General features: G+C 45.8%; 16 protein-coding genes. 7 read left to right on the forward strand and 9 right to left on the reverse strand.

Annotated features, from left to right (window positions below; genetic code table 11):
* The first annotated feature begins 18 nt into the window (after positions 1-18).
* The 3 genes from ACYVD4_RS22100 to ACYVD4_RS22110 all read left to right on the forward strand — a co-directional run bounded on the left by ACYVD4_RS22100 (position 19) and on the right by ACYVD4_RS22110 (position 2,951).
* Complete coding sequence (locus ACYVD4_RS22100) at positions 19-1,566, forward strand: SusD/RagB family nutrient-binding outer membrane lipoprotein (protein ID WP_460949451.1); 1,548 nt, start codon at positions 19-21, stop codon at positions 1,564-1,566.
* 442 nt (positions 1,567-2,008) lie between these two features.
* On the forward strand, positions 2,009-2,527 hold the full coding sequence (locus tag ACYVD4_RS22105) for a hypothetical protein (protein ID WP_460949453.1): 519 nt from the start codon (positions 2,009-2,011) through the stop codon (positions 2,525-2,527).
* 34 nt (positions 2,528-2,561) lie between these two features.
* Positions 2,562-2,951 (forward strand): hypothetical protein, encoded by a 390-nt coding sequence (locus ACYVD4_RS22110; protein WP_460949454.1) that lies wholly within the window; start codon positions 2,562-2,564, stop codon positions 2,949-2,951.
* An 82-nt stretch (positions 2,952-3,033) separates the two neighbouring features.
* On the opposite strand, the gene ACYVD4_RS22115 is transcribed toward ACYVD4_RS22110, so the two are convergent.
* The 6 genes from ACYVD4_RS22115 to ACYVD4_RS22140 all read right to left on the reverse strand — a co-directional run bounded on the left by ACYVD4_RS22115 (position 3,034) and on the right by ACYVD4_RS22140 (position 8,976).
* The gene (locus ACYVD4_RS22115; RefSeq protein ID WP_460949456.1) at positions 3,034-4,503 is read right to left on the reverse strand and encodes a PQQ-dependent sugar dehydrogenase; all 1,470 of its coding nucleotides are present in this window, start codon (positions 4,501-4,503) and stop codon (positions 3,034-3,036) included.
* A 13-nt stretch (positions 4,504-4,516) separates the two neighbouring features.
* Positions 4,517-5,590 carry a plastocyanin/azurin family copper-binding protein gene (locus ACYVD4_RS22120; protein WP_460949457.1) on the reverse strand — a complete coding sequence of 358 codons (1,074 nt, stop codon included), beginning with the start codon at positions 5,588-5,590 and terminating at the stop codon, positions 4,517-4,519.
* A 27-nt stretch (positions 5,591-5,617) separates the two neighbouring features.
* Entirely contained in the window at positions 5,618-6,607 is a 990-nt protein-coding gene (gene meaB / locus ACYVD4_RS22125) for a methylmalonyl Co-A mutase-associated GTPase MeaB (RefSeq protein ID WP_460949459.1), read from the reverse strand.
* Between the two features lie 39 nt (positions 6,608-6,646).
* The gene (locus ACYVD4_RS22130; protein WP_460949461.1) at positions 6,647-7,342 is read right to left on the reverse strand and encodes a 2-C-methyl-D-erythritol 4-phosphate cytidylyltransferase; all 696 of its coding nucleotides are present in this window, start codon (positions 7,340-7,342) and stop codon (positions 6,647-6,649) included.
* Positions 7,343-7,454: 112 nt separating this feature from the next.
* Positions 7,455-8,498 carry a tRNA preQ1(34) S-adenosylmethionine ribosyltransferase-isomerase QueA gene (queA, locus tag ACYVD4_RS22135; RefSeq protein WP_460949463.1) on the reverse strand — a complete coding sequence of 348 codons (1,044 nt, stop codon included), beginning with the start codon at positions 8,496-8,498 and terminating at the stop codon, positions 7,455-7,457.
* Between the two features lie 115 nt (positions 8,499-8,613).
* Positions 8,614-8,976, reverse strand: a complete 363-nt coding sequence (locus ACYVD4_RS22140) for a hypothetical protein (protein ID WP_460949465.1) — start codon at positions 8,974-8,976, stop codon at positions 8,614-8,616.
* A 136-nt stretch (positions 8,977-9,112) separates the two neighbouring features.
* Here ACYVD4_RS22140 and ACYVD4_RS22145 point away from each other — a divergent pair, with 136 nt between their 5' ends.
* Complete coding sequence (locus ACYVD4_RS22145) at positions 9,113-10,102, forward strand: gluconolaconase (RefSeq protein ID WP_460949467.1); 990 nt, start codon at positions 9,113-9,115, stop codon at positions 10,100-10,102.
* A gap of 78 nt (positions 10,103-10,180) precedes the next feature.
* Here the strand turns inward: ACYVD4_RS22145 and ACYVD4_RS22150 are convergent, their stop codons facing one another.
* Positions 10,181-10,828, reverse strand: coding sequence for a 3-keto-disaccharide hydrolase (locus ACYVD4_RS22150; RefSeq protein ID WP_460949468.1), 648 nt, complete (start codon positions 10,826-10,828; stop codon positions 10,181-10,183).
* A gap of 268 nt (positions 10,829-11,096) precedes the next feature.
* Here ACYVD4_RS22150 and ACYVD4_RS22155 point away from each other — a divergent pair, with 268 nt between their 5' ends.
* The 3 genes from ACYVD4_RS22155 (at position 11,097) to ACYVD4_RS22165 (ending at position 15,262) form a co-directional block, all read left to right on the forward strand.
* Positions 11,097-13,013, forward strand: coding sequence for a PAS domain-containing sensor histidine kinase (locus ACYVD4_RS22155; RefSeq protein WP_460949470.1), 1,917 nt, complete (start codon positions 11,097-11,099; stop codon positions 13,011-13,013).
* A 106-nt stretch (positions 13,014-13,119) separates the two neighbouring features.
* Positions 13,120-13,986, forward strand: coding sequence for a PE-PGRS family protein (locus ACYVD4_RS22160; RefSeq protein WP_460949471.1), 867 nt, complete (start codon positions 13,120-13,122; stop codon positions 13,984-13,986).
* Positions 13,987-14,080: 94 nt separating this feature from the next.
* A complete protein-coding gene (locus tag ACYVD4_RS22165) occupies positions 14,081-15,262 on the forward strand; it encodes a cation:proton antiporter (protein WP_460949473.1) in 1,182 nt (393 codons plus the stop codon).
* A 13-nt stretch (positions 15,263-15,275) separates the two neighbouring features.
* Here ACYVD4_RS22165 and ACYVD4_RS22170 read toward each other — a convergent pair whose 3' ends face one another.
* Both ACYVD4_RS22170 and ACYVD4_RS22175 read right to left on the reverse strand, forming a co-directional pair.
* Positions 15,276-15,611, reverse strand: coding sequence for a hypothetical protein (locus tag ACYVD4_RS22170; protein ID WP_460949475.1), 336 nt, complete (start codon positions 15,609-15,611; stop codon positions 15,276-15,278).
* A 22-nt stretch (positions 15,612-15,633) separates the two neighbouring features.
* Complete coding sequence (locus ACYVD4_RS22175) at positions 15,634-16,977, reverse strand: MFS transporter (protein ID WP_460949477.1); 1,344 nt, start codon at positions 16,975-16,977, stop codon at positions 15,634-15,636.
* Positions 16,978-17,008: the final 31 nt, after the last annotated feature.

Below are 17,008 nucleotides of genomic sequence, written 5' to 3' on the forward strand. Positions count from 1 at the left end.
CCCAACGATTGATTTAACATGAAATTAAAAGCAATAGTCATATCGGCCTTTATGGCCCTGGTTGGTAGTAGCTGTAGCGAATCGTTTCTCGATGTCAACACCAACCCAAACCAATTACCTACGGCGTCTCCAAGTTTTGTATTTACCAACGCACTCTTCACAACCGCAACCAACATTGGTGGAACAAATGCTGGTCAGGGTTCGAGTGAAATAGGTTATTATTGGTCAGGACAGTGGTCGCAGGGTAATGGATACATTATCAATACGTCTCAGTTTGCTTACCAATATACCGATGGTGATTTCAATTATTGGGACCCGTATTACGACAATCTGCAGGATTATCAGTTCGTAATCAATAATGCAGATGCCAACAATCAGAAATATCTGAAAGGGCCATCGAAGGTTATGAAAGCCATGCTATTCCAGCAATTGGTGGATATGTATGGCAACCTGCCTTATACAGATGCGTTAAAAGCAACGGCAGCACTGGCTCCTAAATTCGATGATCAGAAAGCTGTTTATGAAGCCCTGATCGTTCTGCTCGACGAAGCCATTGTCGATCTGAAAGCCAATACGTTTGCCAGCGCATTCACCGGTTCTGATATTATTTTCAATGGTAATATCACCCGTTGGATACAGTTCGCCAACTCGCTTAAAATGCGTATTCTGATTCGTCAGTCTAAAGTTTCAGGACGTGATGCCTATATCAAACCTGAAATCAACAAAATAGTGACGGAAGGTTCGGGATTTGTGACGGGTTTCGATGTGGGTGTTGGCGGCCCCTCGTTCTATCTGGCAACGGCTGGCAAACAGAACCCAGTTTATGATCGCTGGGGCTATGATGCCAACGGTGCAAAACGGGCTTTGAATAACTACCCACGGCCAACGCAGTTTCTCGTAAACAACCTGAAAGCAGCCGGTGATACGCTTCGGCTGAAGCGTATTGCGTATGCGAACGGCGGAGAAAACGCATCGACACCGGGTGTTAGTACGCTAAAAGAAGTGGTAGCAAATTACTCAGGTACGCCTTTCGGTGCCAGCTCAGGCTATTTGCCAACCAACACTACGTCTGTAGGGCCAAGTCTGCTCGTAAAAGGTGAATTTAATCGCCCTTATATTCTGATGACGGCTTCCGAGGTTCAGTTTTTGCTAGCCGAAGCAAAACAGCGATATACCGACGTAACGTTGACAGGTACAGCTAAGGCGTATTTTGAAGAAGGTATTCTCCAGTCGTTCCGCGTATTAGGAGCAAATACGGCCGGTGCCGCTGCATTTAAAGGTAGCAAAATTCAGAACTACGATTGGGATGCTTCGACAGATAAATTAGCCGCGATTGCCATTCAGAAATGGATTGCCAATACCAACTTCAATGGATTGGAATCATGGGCAGAATACCGCCGTACAAACCTGCCAGTCATTCCGCAAAGCGTACAGGTACCAGAAGCTAACAAACGGCCACTACGTTTCTTCTATCCGAATACAGAAGGAGGCTCAAATTCGGCTAATGTAAAAGCACAAGGAACAATCGACGTGTTTGCCACGAAGTTGTTCTGGGATGTTGATTAATTATCTTGTGAGTATAAATTTGAAAAACGGCCATCAATTGACGGCCGTTTTTTTATGCGCTGGAACTAAAAAAAGCGGGTCGACATGGTCGGTCCGCTTTCTGCATTACGCTTTATCCAACTATTAAAAAATCTTTGCCTCATCAGCATTGCCAGGCAATACTCATTCCAGTTTTATCTACTATAATAAAAGATACGTACTGGATCGTCTGGTAACAAAAGGCTTCGTAAAGTAGCGACTAATCTTCGGGTCTATCTGCATTCTGTACCTGAATGTATATTTTTCGGTAGGTATATTGATTTTTCGGTAGGTCATTTGCGACAATCCGGAAAAGCCCATTCGAAGATTTACTACGTAGCATTACGCAGGAAACTCTACATGGATCAACTAAACTTTTTGCCCTGAACAGAGTTATTTCACTAATATAAAATGACTCAATGCCATGGAAGACGAAAATGATGTAAAACGCAGCGATGCGCAGATAAATGGTCGTACCGAAGGGCCTTTTGGGTCTGACGACACCGACAAGGACAGAGCGATGGAGGATAATCGAAATCGTTATGAACAGGAAAATTCAGCGAACGGTCTCGATAGCCAACAGGTTCGGGGTGGTCAGGATGGCCGGAATGACCGGGCAATTGGCAGTACCGATATGGATAGTAAGAACGGTATTCTGCGCATGGGCGATACGTCGACTAGCACGCTTGAAGTAACCGAAGAAGGGGAACAGGCAGCCGTAGCTGATTCAAAGAAAAGTAACACTGCCACGGTCGACGTAACAACGCATGGTCCAGATGATTATGCGTCGAACGATGAAGTGCCAGCACCTGAAGCGCAAAAAGAAGCTAAAAAGCAAGACGATAGCGATTCGAAGCTGAATAAGTCTGATAAAACGCAAAAAGAACGCGAAGAAGATATTGCCGAAACCGGAACAGATTTAAAAAATAGACCGATCTACTAATCTTTTCAAAGTCAATTCTAAACCAATCAACGTTATGAGTGTAAGTAGCAAATCACGCAAAGAAAGCACAGAGTCGTATGCGGCTCAGGCTATGCACAACACAATGGGTATTCCCCCAGAGTTGGCGCAGTTGAATGATAAAAATCTTGACAACGAATTGCCATCGCGTGTTGCAGATAGCAACGATACCGACGTGCCTGGCGACGTAGCAAAAATTGATGCCGAGAATAAAATCGAAGGCGAAGATGCAGAAGACGAAGATAGGCGAAAGTCTATAGAAGAATCGAAACGGGCGTCATGGGGGCAAGCTTCTCTGGTGGAAGATGATACAACGAACGTAACAGAAACCGACTGGAGTCAGCGTACAGAAAACGTACCAGCCACACGCGCCAATGAGCCCGAGCGCACCCTCGGAAACGCTTAGTCCGAACCTGAACCGGGATTAAACGGATTGAGGGATGAAATCAAAAATCTGGTTTCATCCCTCAATCCGTTTAATCCCGGTTTTATTTCAGCTTATTCAGCGTGTAACATACTGATCGGCTCATCAACTTCTTCTGACCCGATTGAAGAGGACCAAGAGTTAACTCATAAATTCGATTTGGCTTCAATTCGGACAGTTTTAACGACACTGTTTTGCGATCAGCCGACAACGTAGCGTTTGTTACTATTGGAGTCTGAACATCCATCTGCTTGGAACCGTAAGCGCGATGGTATTCATAATAATAGCTGCGGAAACGATAATTCGTCAGTTCGCGAGCTGTTTGTTCATCTAATGGTTCGGTAAAGGTGAGCGTAAACCCGTCTGGTGTCAGTTTCATCGCCAGAATATCGAGCGGAATACGACCGGGCTTGTATTTAATTCGTTGAATGCCCCGATCGCCCAGCCAGCCATGATCGGCTTTGCCCAAATATAAACTGCCATCAGGTGCGAAAGCGAGCCGGTTATTACCGATACGTAGCGAAATGCCATTAGAGCCCGCTTTAGCGAAAAACGGTACGCACGCTCCCTGCATTTGCCCACCTACCTCATCGGGCAGGATACGTAACAAGTGCGGAAAATCCATTTCACCGACAAATAACTGACCTGTAAAGGGACCAAACTTTCCACCCGTATTGTCTAAAAAAGGCTGTGTAGGTGAATGAGCCATCAGTTCATGTGGAAAAGCAATACTTTCCACCGTACGCATACTGTCGAGCGTTTGTACAGATAGGGTCAGCGGGTCGATATTTGGGAAGCCCTCGCGCCATACCAAACTCGTCGGATGTCCGTAAAATTTCCCTTCTTCTACGTGGTATAATTTACTGGTGCCGAGCCAATCGCCCTGATTGTCGCTGACGTAAAGCCGTCCCTGCGCATCGAAACCTAATCCGTTGGGCGACCGAAAACCACTGGCATACGGTTTTACTTTTCCATCGGGCGTAATCTGCATCACCCAACCCCGATACGGCACACAAGCGTACATTCGCCCTTGCCGCCCAAGTGCATCATATTGGCCACGTACTTCATCGCGAATACCTGCTCCGTTCGATGCCGTATTGAGACTGATATATAAATTCCCTTTTGCATCACGTACCGGCCCGAAAGCAAATTCATGATAATTGCCCGACATGCCAAACTGATCGCTCACCGTTGTATATTGATCAGCTACGCCATCGCCGTCGGTATCGGTCAGACGAGTAAGCTCAGGGCGTTGCATAACCAGTAGTTCTTTATTACTGATGGCCACAACCCCCAACGGATCGTGTAAGCCTTCGGCAAATAGCTTCCATGTTTTGGTTTTCGGGTTATAGAGCATAATCTCACCCCGATGAAAACAGGCCGCTAATCGACCGTCGGGCAAAAAGGCCAGCCCACCTGTTTCGGCTACCAAACCGGCTGGCATCGGTATGTTTTCTATCTCGTAATAATCCGAAATGGTATCGGCCGGAGCGGTTGCCAATAAGAACGCCGACAGGAGAATCGAAGCAAGCATGAAAAGTGAAAGATTAGTTCGTTTCGATGGTTAAGGTAAATTGCCGGGTTCCGGCAGGCAGACGTAGTGTTCCGTTCTCAAATCGCCCGACAGATGATTTCAGCCGAATTCCAAGTTGTGCACTTGCCAGAAACGTTACGTTCTGTTTGGAGGGGCTGAGCCTGAATTGCCGAATAAGGCCGCGTCGGTTAGGGACCGGCTTGATGAGTTCGTATATATCGACCCCGTTCACTACGTAGTGAAATTCAGGATAGCGGTTCACCAGTCGGTATCCTTTAAATTGAGGTGCCGCTACGTTGTTACCTACACGCCAGGGAAATTCGCCTTTATCCCGGAAATAAATCTCGCCCACCACTTTGGTATATCGCTGGCCTTTACCATCCCATTGTTCAGAGTTATCGACAAAACCGCCCGACCAAGCGTAACGTAGTCGACACTGCCCCGCGTCAAATACGTACGATTGCCCACCATCCGCACCCGGAAGTCCTACGGCAATAGCCGCCGGACCGCAATCGGCCATAAACGTGCGATAAACGGCTGGCAATTTAAGCGCATACGGATGGCCCGATGCGGCAGACTGATGGTGCTGGTGGGCGGCATCGGCCATCCGATTTGGATTCGGTACGTTTAAATCCTGATCGGGTGCTGGCAGTCGTTTCGGCTCATTGGTGGCATAAATAACGCCGTACATGATCGAGCCATGGCCCGGATACGTACAAACAAACGGATAAGCACCTTCAGATAACGTAACACGTAACGAATCGGTATTCCCGGGTTCAACGCTGACCGTGTGGGCCAGTACGTCGTCCATAACCGGTACGTGGTGTAAAGCAGGGCCTTTATCGCCCAGCGCCAGCGCAAACTCTACAACCCGCAGCCGCGAATTTGGGCGGGTAACCACCAGATTATGCGCCATATCGTCTTTGTTCTGGAGAACAAGTTTCAGGCGGGTATTCGGTTTAACAATTAGCCGCGTCTGGTTGAATTGTAGTCCACCCACGGCTGAAATTGTAATACTTGTATCGCGTTGAGCTTTTGCGAGTTGTATCGAAAGGGTAAAGGCTAGCAGGAAGAAAAATCTGGACATATCTATAAAAGCAGAAAGGCACCAACTCTAATGAGAAGTTAAGGAAATACGTAGTAAGATCTCGACGGCGGCAGTGGGTAACAACGTACCACTACGTATCTGGTCTTCAATATCTTCGAGTTGATGACGTAGCGTAGGCTTCGTATAAAATTGTTGTTCCAATCTCATTCGTAACAACGACCGAAACCAGCTAAGTTGCTGCTCCTGACGACGTTTTGTCTGACTTCCATTTTGCGTAGTAAGTTGCCTATGCGCCTGAATAGTTTCCCAGATCTCCGCAATGCCGTCTCCGGTAATCGTCGAACAGGTAAGCACAGGTGGCGACCAACCCGTATCGGTAGGCGGGAAGAGGTGTAATGCATTCTGATATTCGATACGGGCGCGCTTTGCTGCCGATTGATTATCACCGTCGGTTTTGGTGATTGCCAGAGCATCGGCCAGTTCCATAATGCCCCGCTTCATGCCTTGTAATTCATCGCCAGCACCGGCCAGCATCAGCAGTAGAAAAAAATCGACAATACCGTGCACCACGGTTTCTGATTGCCCTACGCCAACTGTTTCGATTAATATCACATCGAAGCCAGCCGCTTCGCACAGGAGCATCGATTCGCGGGTGCGGTGTGCTACACCCCCAAGTGAATCTCCGGCCGGAGAAGGTCGAATATACGCGCTGGGGTTCATGGAAAGCGTTTCCATACGTGTTTTGTCGCCCAACAAACTACCTCCTGATCGTTGACTGGTTGGGTCGATGGTCAGCACGGCCAGTCGATGACCAAGTGTAGTTAAATAAGTACCCAGTGCTTCGATAAATGTACTTTTTCCAACACCCGGTACGCCTGTGATGCCAATACGTAGCGAGTTGCCTGTTTGTGATAAAACACCTTCCAGAACAGTCTGCGCCAATGCCTGATCGGCTGCTCGTTGACTTTCGATCAACGTAATGGCCCGGCTCAGCAGTAGCCGATCTCCACTACGTATGCCGTTTATATAATGGTCAGGTGAAAAACGTACTGGCATCTGAATCGCTCCGGCGACATTTGAACAAGATTGTAAAGATTAAGCTAAATTCCGGTTCAGGTCGTCGGGTGTCGTAATTTTAATGTTCTCATAAGCACCTTCAATCAACGTAACAGAATAACCTGCATATTCCACTACGCTCGCACAATCGGTGAAAAATGGTTGTTCATCGACCTGAAATGCTTTTCTAAACAAGCTTAATTGAAATGTTTGTGGCGTTTGCACCAGTCGATATAAACGCCGGTCAACCGCCTGACTACGTCCTTCCGCATCAACGACACGTACTGAATCCTTGACCGGAACACACGTAATGGCTGAACCTGTGCGAGAGGCCGTTGCAAAACTATGACGAATAATGTCGGGCGAAATAAATGGCCGGACGCCGTCATGCACCGCTACCAGCCCTTCTGGAGCCGAAATTGCTGCCAGGCCGTTACGTACCGATTGAAACCGGCTAGCCCCGCCATGAATCAATTGAATATCTGGGTGGAAATTATGCTCCTTGCAAAGTTTTGCCCAAAGCTCCAGCTCCCGTTCGGGTAAAACAAGCCTTATTTGAAAAGCAGGTACAACCTCAAGAAATCGCTCGAGTGTATGCTGAAGAATTGGTTTGTTATTAAGGAGAAGGAACTGCTTCGGTATGTCAGATTTCATTCGGCTACCACTTCCACCAGCTACGATAATGGCGAAATAGGTAGATTGTTGGTGGCCGTCAATCGTTAACTCGTCAGGCATTGGTCAGGAGATTGAATACTACATAAAAAAGGGGCCAAAAGGCCCCTCAAAAATAAGATAATGCTAAGAAATAACTAGCCAAGTACAAACGGCCAGCAACAACTGGACATCCTTACAAAATCAACATCGCGTCGCCGTAGCTAAAGAAGCGATATTTCTCTTTAATAGCTACCTCGTAAGCTTGTTTTATCAGCTCATGGCCACCAAAAGCACTGGTCATCATAATCAGAATTGACTCTGGCAGATGCAGGTTTGTCAGCAGTGAATTGGCAATCTTGAAATCGTAAGGAGGGAAAATAAATTTATCTGTCCAGCCTTCAACGGGTTTCAACCGACTATTGGCCGATACCGACGATTCAATTGCTTTTAACGACGTAGTGCCAATAGCGCAAACCCGCTTGCCTGCATCCAGAGCAGTATTCACTGTCTGAGCGGCATCTTCCGGAATACGATAATTTTCAGAGTCGGTTTTATGCTTGGTCAGATCTTCAACATCCACCTGCCGGAACGTACCAAGGCCAACGTGCAACGTAACAGGGGCAAAATGAATGCCTTTAATTTCCATACGTTTCATCATGGCACGGGTAAAGTGCAGGCCAGCCGTTGGAGCAGCTACGGCACCAACGTGTTGTGCAAAAACCGTCTGATAATCATCGCGGTCAGCGGTTTCGGCTTCCCGGTTTATTTCGCGGGGAATTGGCATTTCGCCCAATTCATCAACAGCTTTCATGAATTCATCATGATTACCATCGAACAGGAAACGAATGGTACGTCCGCGCGACGTAGTGTTATCGATAACTTCGGCTACCAGATCGCTGTCGCCAAAATACAGTTTGTTACCCACGCGAATTTTACGGGCGGGATCGACCAATACGTCCCAAAGTTTCATTTCCCGGTTTAATTCACGTAGCAGAAATACTTCGATTTTGGCGCCGGTTTTTTCCTTATTGCCATATAAACGGGCCGGAAAAACCTTCGTATTGTTGATGACCATTACGTCGCCATCGCTGAAGTAACTTAGCATATCCGAAAACTTCTTATGCTCAATTGTTTTGGTTTTCCGGTCAACAACCATCAACCGTGATTCACCCCGCTCTACCGGGTATTTGGCAATAAGACTGTCGGGTAAATCAAATTTGAATTCGGATAACTTCATAATTTATGTCAAGACGATAAAGAACGGCTTTTTTGTAAAGGGCGCAAATATAGCTAAAAACCCGGAAAATTTTACATCTTCCGGGTGGTTTTCTTGCAATTGTGCGATAAATAATTTATCGGGCGCTACCGTGTTGTTCAAGCGGTTGCACCGCACCATCGGTATTTACCTGTGGACGCTCGCCTACGTTGAACTTGGCCATCAATTCTGGCGATACTTCGTTCGAATAAGTGCCCTGTGGCGATACAAATACGCCTTTCATGCCGTTCGATGCCGTAATAGCGTACAGTGTCATTTCATCGCCAGGGTCCGAAGTACCTTCGAATCGATGAAATTCGTCAACGATAAATTCCTCTTTTTTCAGTTTAGTCGCCGTACTTTTCTCTTCCAGATAATCGTTCTTGGGACCAAACTCATGGGTATATCCACGATCTCGTAGATCTTCCATTGCTTCGGTCAGGGTGGTGAAATGTTTCATAACGGTATAAAATTCGTCTGGTAATAAAACTCAAAACCGAACAGATAGTTTTACCGACAAACATGAACGTAGTATCCCTATTTCGTTCTTTCTTTGTAGCACATTTTTCGTGCTTTATCTATTAATACGTTGCGTTATGAACCGTCTTCTTTTTTGCGTTGCTCAAATTGGTCTAATTAGCCTACTCACTACGTCCTGTAATACCCCTGATCCTGAATTCAGCGCACCTACAATTCCTGCACGCATTCCGTTTTCGGCAAGTCGTCAATATCCAGAAGGAATTACGTATTCGCCATCGCTCGATAGATTTTTGGTTAGCTCGATTACACAGGGGAAAATTGGTACTGTAGATCAGAATGGGCGTTACGAAGATCTTATCAAAGATGATGCGCAGCTCATAAGCGCAATTGGCATTAAAATGCGGGATAATCTGCTCTTCGTGTGCAACGGCGATCAGGGCGTTTCGGAGAAAAGTACAGCCCAAACTACCCTTAAAACCGCAGGATTGTACATTTATGATCTGACAACAAAGCAGAATGTGCGCCGAATAAATCTGGCTACGTTAGTGCCAAACAGTAATCATTTTGCCAACGATCTGGCCATTGACCCGGATGGAAACGTATACGTAACAGACTCGTTTGCTCCGGTAATTTATAAGGTTCCGGCCAACGGAGCCGATCCAAGTATATTACTCGAATCGCCTTTGTTTTCGGGTACGGGCATCAATCTGAATGGCATTGTTTATCATCCAAAAAAATACCTGATCGTAGTAAAATCTAATGAGGGTAAATTGTATAAAGTTGACCTCAATACAACCGAAAACAAGACAACAGAGATTACGGGCGTAACATTGCCGGGTGGCGATGGGATGTTGTTGCACAATGACGATTTATACGTAGTGAACAATCGAAATCGGGTAACACAGGTACGTAGCACCGACGACTGGAAAACAGCAACGATTGTAAAAAACGATTCAACAGGCTATGACCAGGCAACAACAAATGTGTTGGTTGGCGAGCAAATTTATACCCTGAATGCACGTATCGGCGAGGTCAGTGCGGCCGTTGCGGCTAAAAATCCGGCACTGTTACAGGCTAGTCAATACAGTATTCAACAATTCAAATAATACCAACTCAGATAGTTATACCCTACAAAAAATGGCGGTCGCTACGTAGCGACCGCCATTTTTTGTAGAGTGGCTTTGTTAGTTAGGCAATACTTTAATCATAATATCCTTGAAAAATACTTTGCTTTTTGGGTCGTGGCCTTGTAAGGCAACGGTGCCACTGCTCAGTTTTTTCGGTTTGTTCGAATTGCTTACGCTATCGGGTTCCATGTAATCGTTGATGACTTTGTCATTGATCTTGATGGTTACGTGTTTGCCCTCTACTTTAATATGTTCCGTATACCACTCATCGTCTTTCACAAACACTTCTTTTACGTCCTGCATAGCGTATACGCTACCAGTTTTGCGCCAGTCGGTGTGAGTTTGATTGACCTGAATTTCATAGCCTTTTGATGGCCAGCCCGATGGTTGGTAAGCTGTATGAATAAACATACCTGAGTTAGATCCGGGCATGGTTTTCACCTGCGCTTTCCACTCGAAATTTTTGAAATCGTGATTACCAACAGGGCCATCGTAAAACAAGTGAGCACGTGGGCCAGCAACAGCTATTGCTCCGTCCTGAATTGTAAAGGTACCAGGACTTTCTTCGGTGACTTTCCAGCCATTAAACGTCTTGCCGTCGAAAATACTAACCCATCCATCAACTGATGGAGGAGTACTGAAGGTGAAACTAAAGCATAAGCCGAGCAGAGCCAGGCCTGCAAAAAAGAATGAACGGGTTCTCATGAATTAAAGAAATTTAGATTTTGCCGGTAATAACATGTTAAAGTATTAACTCTGGAAAAACTAACTAGATACCATAAAGTGGGGCGGGGTTGGTACTAAATCCAGAAAGGTTTATACTGTGTAGTATGCTAAAAATTCGAACTGACAGAGAAAAGGAGCAAGTACACGGAAATAGTGTAAACGCTACGTTGCGAACAAAAAAATTGACTCATAATTTGTCTTTCGAATTGAATTTCTACTAATTTTTGCACCAACATATCGCGCGTACATGCTGGCTGAACAATCTACCGATATAGGATTATTACAACTTCTCGATGCGCTACCCGATGCCGTAATCTGGATGAAGGCTATGCGGAATGAAGTAGGGGAAATAGTTGATTTCCAGATTGCTTATGCCAATCAAAAAGCGCAGGATATTACACGGAACCATTATAAAGTAAGCCCCGGAACTCGTGTTCTGGAAGTTAATGGCCACGAACGGGCCGAATCGGAACGTAATTTTAGGGAGATGTACGCTGTGCTGGAAACAAATCAGCCGCGTGAGATTACCTACTTCAATGCAAAACTGAATGGATGGTTTCTGGTACACCGGACAAAACTGGGCGACGGTATTTTAAGCATCACACGTAGTATTTCGGCGTTGAAAGCTGCTGAACACGAAAAAGCAGAACAGGCTAACTTGCTCAACAGTGTTTTGAATAGTTCATCGAATGCCATCATGGCCTTAAAAGCTATTCGTGATGAAACCCGTACCATTGTTGATTTTGTCGTGACGCTTATCAACGAAGCTGGGGCAACGATGTTCCGCAAGCCTGCGGAGATTATTATTGGGCAACGTATTAGCGCAATTTGCCCCCTAGTAACGGAAAAAGGTTTGTTTGACCAATACGTAGCCGTAGCCGAAACCCAGAAACCAACGCATATTTACCTTGATTATGAAGAGAATGGTGCTGAAATCTGGTACGATATGGCGCTTTCGCCATTGGGCGATGGGCTTACTGTTACGTATACAGATATAAGTGAGAGTCATAAAACGCAACAGGCCATTGCGCAATCGGCTGAGGAGATGCGAACGATCATCGACTCCGCACAGATTGTCATTTTTGTGATTACTCCCGTTCGAAATCTGACGGGCCAGATCGTGGATTTTCGCTTTCGGATGGCAAATCAGCCTACGGGCCGCTACGTGAACCAAGAGCCAGAAACTATTATTGGGCATTTGGTAAGCAACTGGTTTCCAACGTATCTGGAAAGTGGCTTATTAGAACAATTGGCTTTTACACTCGAAACAGGTCAGGCGCAGGATTTTCCCTTTCAATACAATGCGGATGGAATCGATGTTTCAGGGAATATAACAACGGCCCGTTTAGGGGATGATTTGCTGGTTACGTTTCTGGATTATACCCCCCTCAAAAAACTGGAAGAGCAATTGCAAAGCTCTATAGTTGATTTACAGCGATCTAATAAAAATCTGGAACAGTTTGCCTATATCGCCAGTCACGATTTGCAGGAACCGCTACGTAAGATTCAATCGTTCGGCGATATGCTACAAGCCAAATACGGGACAGTGCTAGATGAATTGGGAGTCAATATTATTCAGCGTATGCAAACAGCGGCCGCCCGTATGCAATTGCTGATTAAAGACGTACTGGCTTATTCCCGAATTGCGAACAAACAGGAAACAGTTGCGCTGGTCGATTTGAACGAAGTTTTGCAGAATGTAGCTACTGATCTTGAAACAGCCATCCTGGAAAAACAGGCAAACGTAGTGATTGGTCAGATGCCTGTGCTACGTGGTGATGCCGTGCAACTAAGGCAATTGTTTCAGAATATTATCAGTAACTCACTGAAATTCTGTAAGGATGATGAGCAGAATCCACCGAAAGTTACAATTGCCTGCCAGCCTGTTTTGGGGCAGCACGTAACAGCTATTCCTGTTTCGTCTCGTGATAGTAATCGAGCTTTTCATCTTATTGAAATAACCGATAATGGCATCGGTTTCGAGCCACATCAGGCCGGGCGGATTTTTCAGGTATTTCAGCGATTGCACAACAAGAGCGATTATACAGGTACTGGTATCGGACTGGCAATTGTGCAGAAAGTAATTGATAATCACCACGGATATGTAATGGCTGAAGGGCGCCCTGCCGAAGGTGCTACGTTCAGAATATGGCTTCCTGCATAGAATAAAATCCTCTCATAAACATGATAAATAGCTTTCTTATGAAGCGGCTTATCATTATTTGCCCATCAATTCGTTACTTTGACAACTGAATCAACTTGAATTCTTCATGCGTTATTTCGTTTCGTTTGTTCTGGGATTGGCGCTCATTTCCTGTAAACTGGGTTCTCCCAGCGTCTATTCGGTGGAGTTTGCTGACCCAACGGTTACAGCAGTTGCTCCGGGAGTAATTGACGAAGCCTCAGGAATGGCCGATAGCCGCAGTATGCCCGGTAATCTTTGGATAAATCAGGATAGTGGTAGTCCGGCAGAACTGGCTCTTCTGGGGTATGATGGTAAAGTGAAAGGTAAGGTTACAGTGCCCCTTTTCGGAAATCGCGACTGGGAAGAAATTGCCATTGGGCCGGGGCCAAATGATAATACCAACTATATTTATATTGGCGACATCGGCGATAACTTCAGCCAGAATACGCTTTGTCAGATTTACCGTCTAACTGAACCTGCTACGTTGGAAACGCCTATTACGGACGTAGTTCGACTTAATTTTCGTTACCCGGATGGGCCTCGCGATGCCGAAGCCATGTTTGTCGATCCGCTGACAAAAGACATTTACATCATCACCAAGCGAGAAGAAAATGTGCATTTGTATAGCTTGCCCTATCCGCATAATATCAATGAAGTGGCCACGGCCAAATCCTGGGGGCAGATACCGATGACGTTTGTGACTGGAGCCGCTATTTCGCCCGATGGTAGTGAAATTATCGTTCGTTCGTATACCGAAATTCGGTATTGGAAACGAGAGTCTGGCCAGTCGATAGCCGATGCGTTGCAGTTAGGGAAGAGCCGTTCACTGCCATACCGGGTTGAGCCGCAGGGCGAAGCTGTTTGCTTCGATAAAGAAGGCAAAGGCTATTTTACGATCAGTGAACGAGCCAGCGCATCGTCGGTAAACCTGTATTATTATGCCAAGAAATAACAATTGGCCAAGCCGCTAAATCAGCGTTGTAAATAGTTGTGAATCAATAAATTCCAGTAATTAACCTTGCTCTGGTAACAACCCGGCTAACCGTATGGACTCATCCATTTTAATTATTGTACTGAGTTTGTCGGTGTTGACTTCTTATGCGTTTGACCTGTTCAGTAGCCGTTTCAGAACGCCATCGGTGTTGTTGTTACTGCTGATGGGTGGTATAACCCGTTATGCGACAGAGTATTTTGGGGTTCAGGTGCCTTATATCAATGCTATTCTGCCCATATTAGGCACGCTCGGCCTGATTCTAATTGTGCTCGAAGGTGGCCTTGATCTGGAGTTGCATGGTGATAAACTAAGTTTAATTCGGCGAACTCTTATAGCTTCACTTTTATCGATTATAGGTGGTACGCTCATTATGGCTACCATGCTCTATCTGTTGCTGAACGATACGTATTATCATTGCCTGATCGCTGCTTTGCCGTTTTCGATTATCAGCAGTAGTGTAACGGTTCAGAGCATACCAAATCTGTCGGAGAATCAGCAGCAATTTGCCATTTATGAATCTGCGTTTGCGAGCATTTTAGGAATTATGGCCTATAACTTTCTGCTACTAAGCCGTAATTCTATTTTTGGAGCAGTCTTATCATTCGCACGTGATACGCTCGTGATGGCGTTGATTTCGCTGGCGTGCTGCTTTCTATTGCTTTACCTGATTAGCCGTATCAATCACCGGATTAAATTTCTGCCCATTATTTCGGTTTTATTTTTGGTGTATGCGTTGGCCGAAATAAACCATCTTTCTTCTCTATTACTAATTCTGATTTTCGGATTATTTCTGAATAATACCGAACTGTTTATTCGCGGAAGACTGAGCGAAATTTTGAAGAACGACCTGTTTGAAAAAGAGCTTGACCAACTCAAAAATCTGGCCGCCGAAGGGTCTTTTGTGATACGTACGTTCTTTTTTCTGCTATTGGGCTACGCTGCTGTTCCGCGCGATCTAATCAATACCGATGCCCTGATTGTGAGCGCGTTGTTTGTTATGGTTATACTAGCCTGGCGCTGGATAACGCTTCGGCTAACGTATCGTGGTACGGCCAGAGCCTTACTTTGGCTGGCTCCGCGTGGTCTTATTACTATTTTGCTTTACCTGAACATTCCTGAAGATTTACGTTTGATCGGCTTTCGGGAGGGTATTCCAGTTCTCGTAGTCGTATTATCGTCTATTGTGGTTATTGCGGGTGTTAGAGGTGACGGCTCAGTCAATAATTCCCGTTGACATACGTAGTAAATCAAGCCGTTTTTTTTGATACGTAGCGCCAGAATTGCCAGAAGCTACGTGTGCGCAGGTACGTTAAATTCTGGTCATTGGCAAATGCTTCGCGCTCAAACGAGATATTTCGGTAGGCGGTGTAATGGTCGCGATACTGAACCCGACGAACGAGATATTCCACTACGTACCAGATATAAAACGGTATAATGCCCAATTCGGCCTGTTGACGCAAATGAATCCGCTCGTGATTAACCAGTGTTGGGTGAGGGTTCGGTTTTCGAACCAGAATGAACGGAAATAACGCCATCCCATCAGGACGTAGCGAAGGAATATGAAGAACAAATCGGGTTTTCATTTTCTAGCATACAACGTAGCGTTTATTTCTGTTCAAAAACGGGCGCATTTTCTGGCTGATCATTGCTCGTTGAAATCCGCTCGGCCTTACCAACCAGAAATATATAAGCACAGGCACCAATAAATTCGACTATCCCGATAAACACAATAGCCGGTTTAAAGTCTGTGCCTGTAATCAAATGGCCAATGGTGATGGGTACTACGATAGACGCCAGATTGCCCATCAAATTGAATACACCGCCCGTTAGGCCAATCAAATGCCTGGGTGATAAAATCGAAACAAACACCCACGAAATCAACGCCATACCAACCCCGAAAAAGGCCAGTGACATGAAGAAAATAATCATGGTAACATCGTCGGTATAGTTGGCTCCGATAATTACCACAGATAAAAGCAAGCCCACAATAATTGGCGTTTTTCGGGCCATACTTACCGATTTTCCCTGTTTGACTAACCGATCTGATATAAATCCTGAGAGCAGTAATCCGGCGCAGGCAGCCAGAAACGGAATAGAGCCAAGATAGCCCGATTGTTTAAAATCAATGCCCCGGTATTTGACCAGGTACGTTGGAAACCAGGTCAGAAAAAACCACAACGTTGCGTTAACCGAAAACTGGCCGATGTAAACCCCCCATAAAGTTCGCTTGGATAGGATTACTTTGAAATTCTCCCAGCGCCATAAAGATGGACTATCGACGCCCGATTTCTTTCCCTGAAATAGCCCTCCCCCTTCCTCAATATAATCCAGTTCGGCCTTGTTTACGCGCGGATGGTCTAACGGATCGCGATAGAACAAATACCAGACGACACCCCAGACCAGCCCTACCAAACCGGTTATAACGAACAACCCTTTCCAGCCAAAACTAGACTGAATAGCTACTAAAACTGGCGTCAGAAAAGCTAATCCGATAAACTGACCCGATACGTACATCGCAATGGCTGATGCACGCTCGTTGTCTGGAAACCAACTGGTTACAACTCGGTTGTTTATTGGATAAGAAGGCGCTTCGAACGTACCAGTTGCCAGACGTAGTGAAAATAAACTTAAGAATCCGCTGACGACTGACTGCGCTATAGTAGCCAACGACCAGGTAATGAGGCAGAAAGCATATAAGATTCGGGGGGCAAATCGATCGGCAATGATGCCCCCCGGAATCTGTAAAGCCGCATATGCCCAGCCAAACGCCGAAAAAATATACCCTAGCTCTTTGGTCGACAGTTCCAGATCTTTCCCCAGTGCAGTAGCCGCTACCGAAAGATTGGCACGATCCAGATAGTTAATCGCTACGTTGACAAAAACGAGTGCCAACATACCGTAACGTACTCGGGTAGGTTTGGTGGAAGGTGGTGTTGGTTGCAGTTGCATAAGGTTTTAACGTTCATCACTCATCTCTAAA

Source organism: Spirosoma daeguense (genome assembly GCF_054776875.1).

Excerpts from the sequence above, each read along its gene's own strand:
- ACYVD4_RS22100 (WP_460949451.1), top strand. The coding sequence starts at position 19 with ATGAAATTAAAAGCAATAGTCATATCGGCCTTTATGGCCCTGGTTGGT.
- ACYVD4_RS22105 (WP_460949453.1), top strand. The coding sequence starts at position 2,009 with ATGGAAGACGAAAATGATGTAAAACGCAGCGATGCGCAGATAAATGGT.
- ACYVD4_RS22110 (WP_460949454.1), top strand. The coding sequence starts at position 2,562 with ATGAGTGTAAGTAGCAAATCACGCAAAGAAAGCACAGAGTCGTATGCG.
- ACYVD4_RS22115 (WP_460949456.1), bottom strand. The coding sequence starts at position 4,503 with ATGCTTGCTTCGATTCTCCTGTCGGCGTTCTTATTGGCAACCGCTCCG.
- ACYVD4_RS22120 (WP_460949457.1), bottom strand. The coding sequence starts at position 5,590 with ATGTCCAGATTTTTCTTCCTGCTAGCCTTTACCCTTTCGATACAACTC.
- meaB (WP_460949459.1), bottom strand. The coding sequence starts at position 6,607 with ATGCCAGTACGTTTTTCACCTGACCATTATATAAACGGCATACGTAGT.
- ACYVD4_RS22130 (WP_460949461.1), bottom strand. The coding sequence starts at position 7,342 with ATGCCTGACGAGTTAACGATTGACGGCCACCAACAATCTACCTATTTC.
- queA (WP_460949463.1), bottom strand. The coding sequence starts at position 8,498 with ATGAAGTTATCCGAATTCAAATTTGATTTACCCGACAGTCTTATTGCC.
- ACYVD4_RS22140 (WP_460949465.1), bottom strand. The coding sequence starts at position 8,976 with ATGAAACATTTCACCACCCTGACCGAAGCAATGGAAGATCTACGAGAT.
- ACYVD4_RS22145 (WP_460949467.1), top strand. The coding sequence starts at position 9,113 with ATGAACCGTCTTCTTTTTTGCGTTGCTCAAATTGGTCTAATTAGCCTA.
- ACYVD4_RS22150 (WP_460949468.1), bottom strand. The coding sequence starts at position 10,828 with ATGAGAACCCGTTCATTCTTTTTTGCAGGCCTGGCTCTGCTCGGCTTA.
- ACYVD4_RS22155 (WP_460949470.1), top strand. The coding sequence starts at position 11,097 with ATGCTGGCTGAACAATCTACCGATATAGGATTATTACAACTTCTCGAT.
- ACYVD4_RS22160 (WP_460949471.1), top strand. The coding sequence starts at position 13,120 with ATGCGTTATTTCGTTTCGTTTGTTCTGGGATTGGCGCTCATTTCCTGT.
- ACYVD4_RS22165 (WP_460949473.1), top strand. The coding sequence starts at position 14,081 with ATGGACTCATCCATTTTAATTATTGTACTGAGTTTGTCGGTGTTGACT.
- ACYVD4_RS22170 (WP_460949475.1), bottom strand. The coding sequence starts at position 15,611 with ATGAAAACCCGATTTGTTCTTCATATTCCTTCGCTACGTCCTGATGGG.
- ACYVD4_RS22175 (WP_460949477.1), bottom strand. The coding sequence starts at position 16,977 with ATGCAACTGCAACCAACACCACCTTCCACCAAACCTACCCGAGTACGT.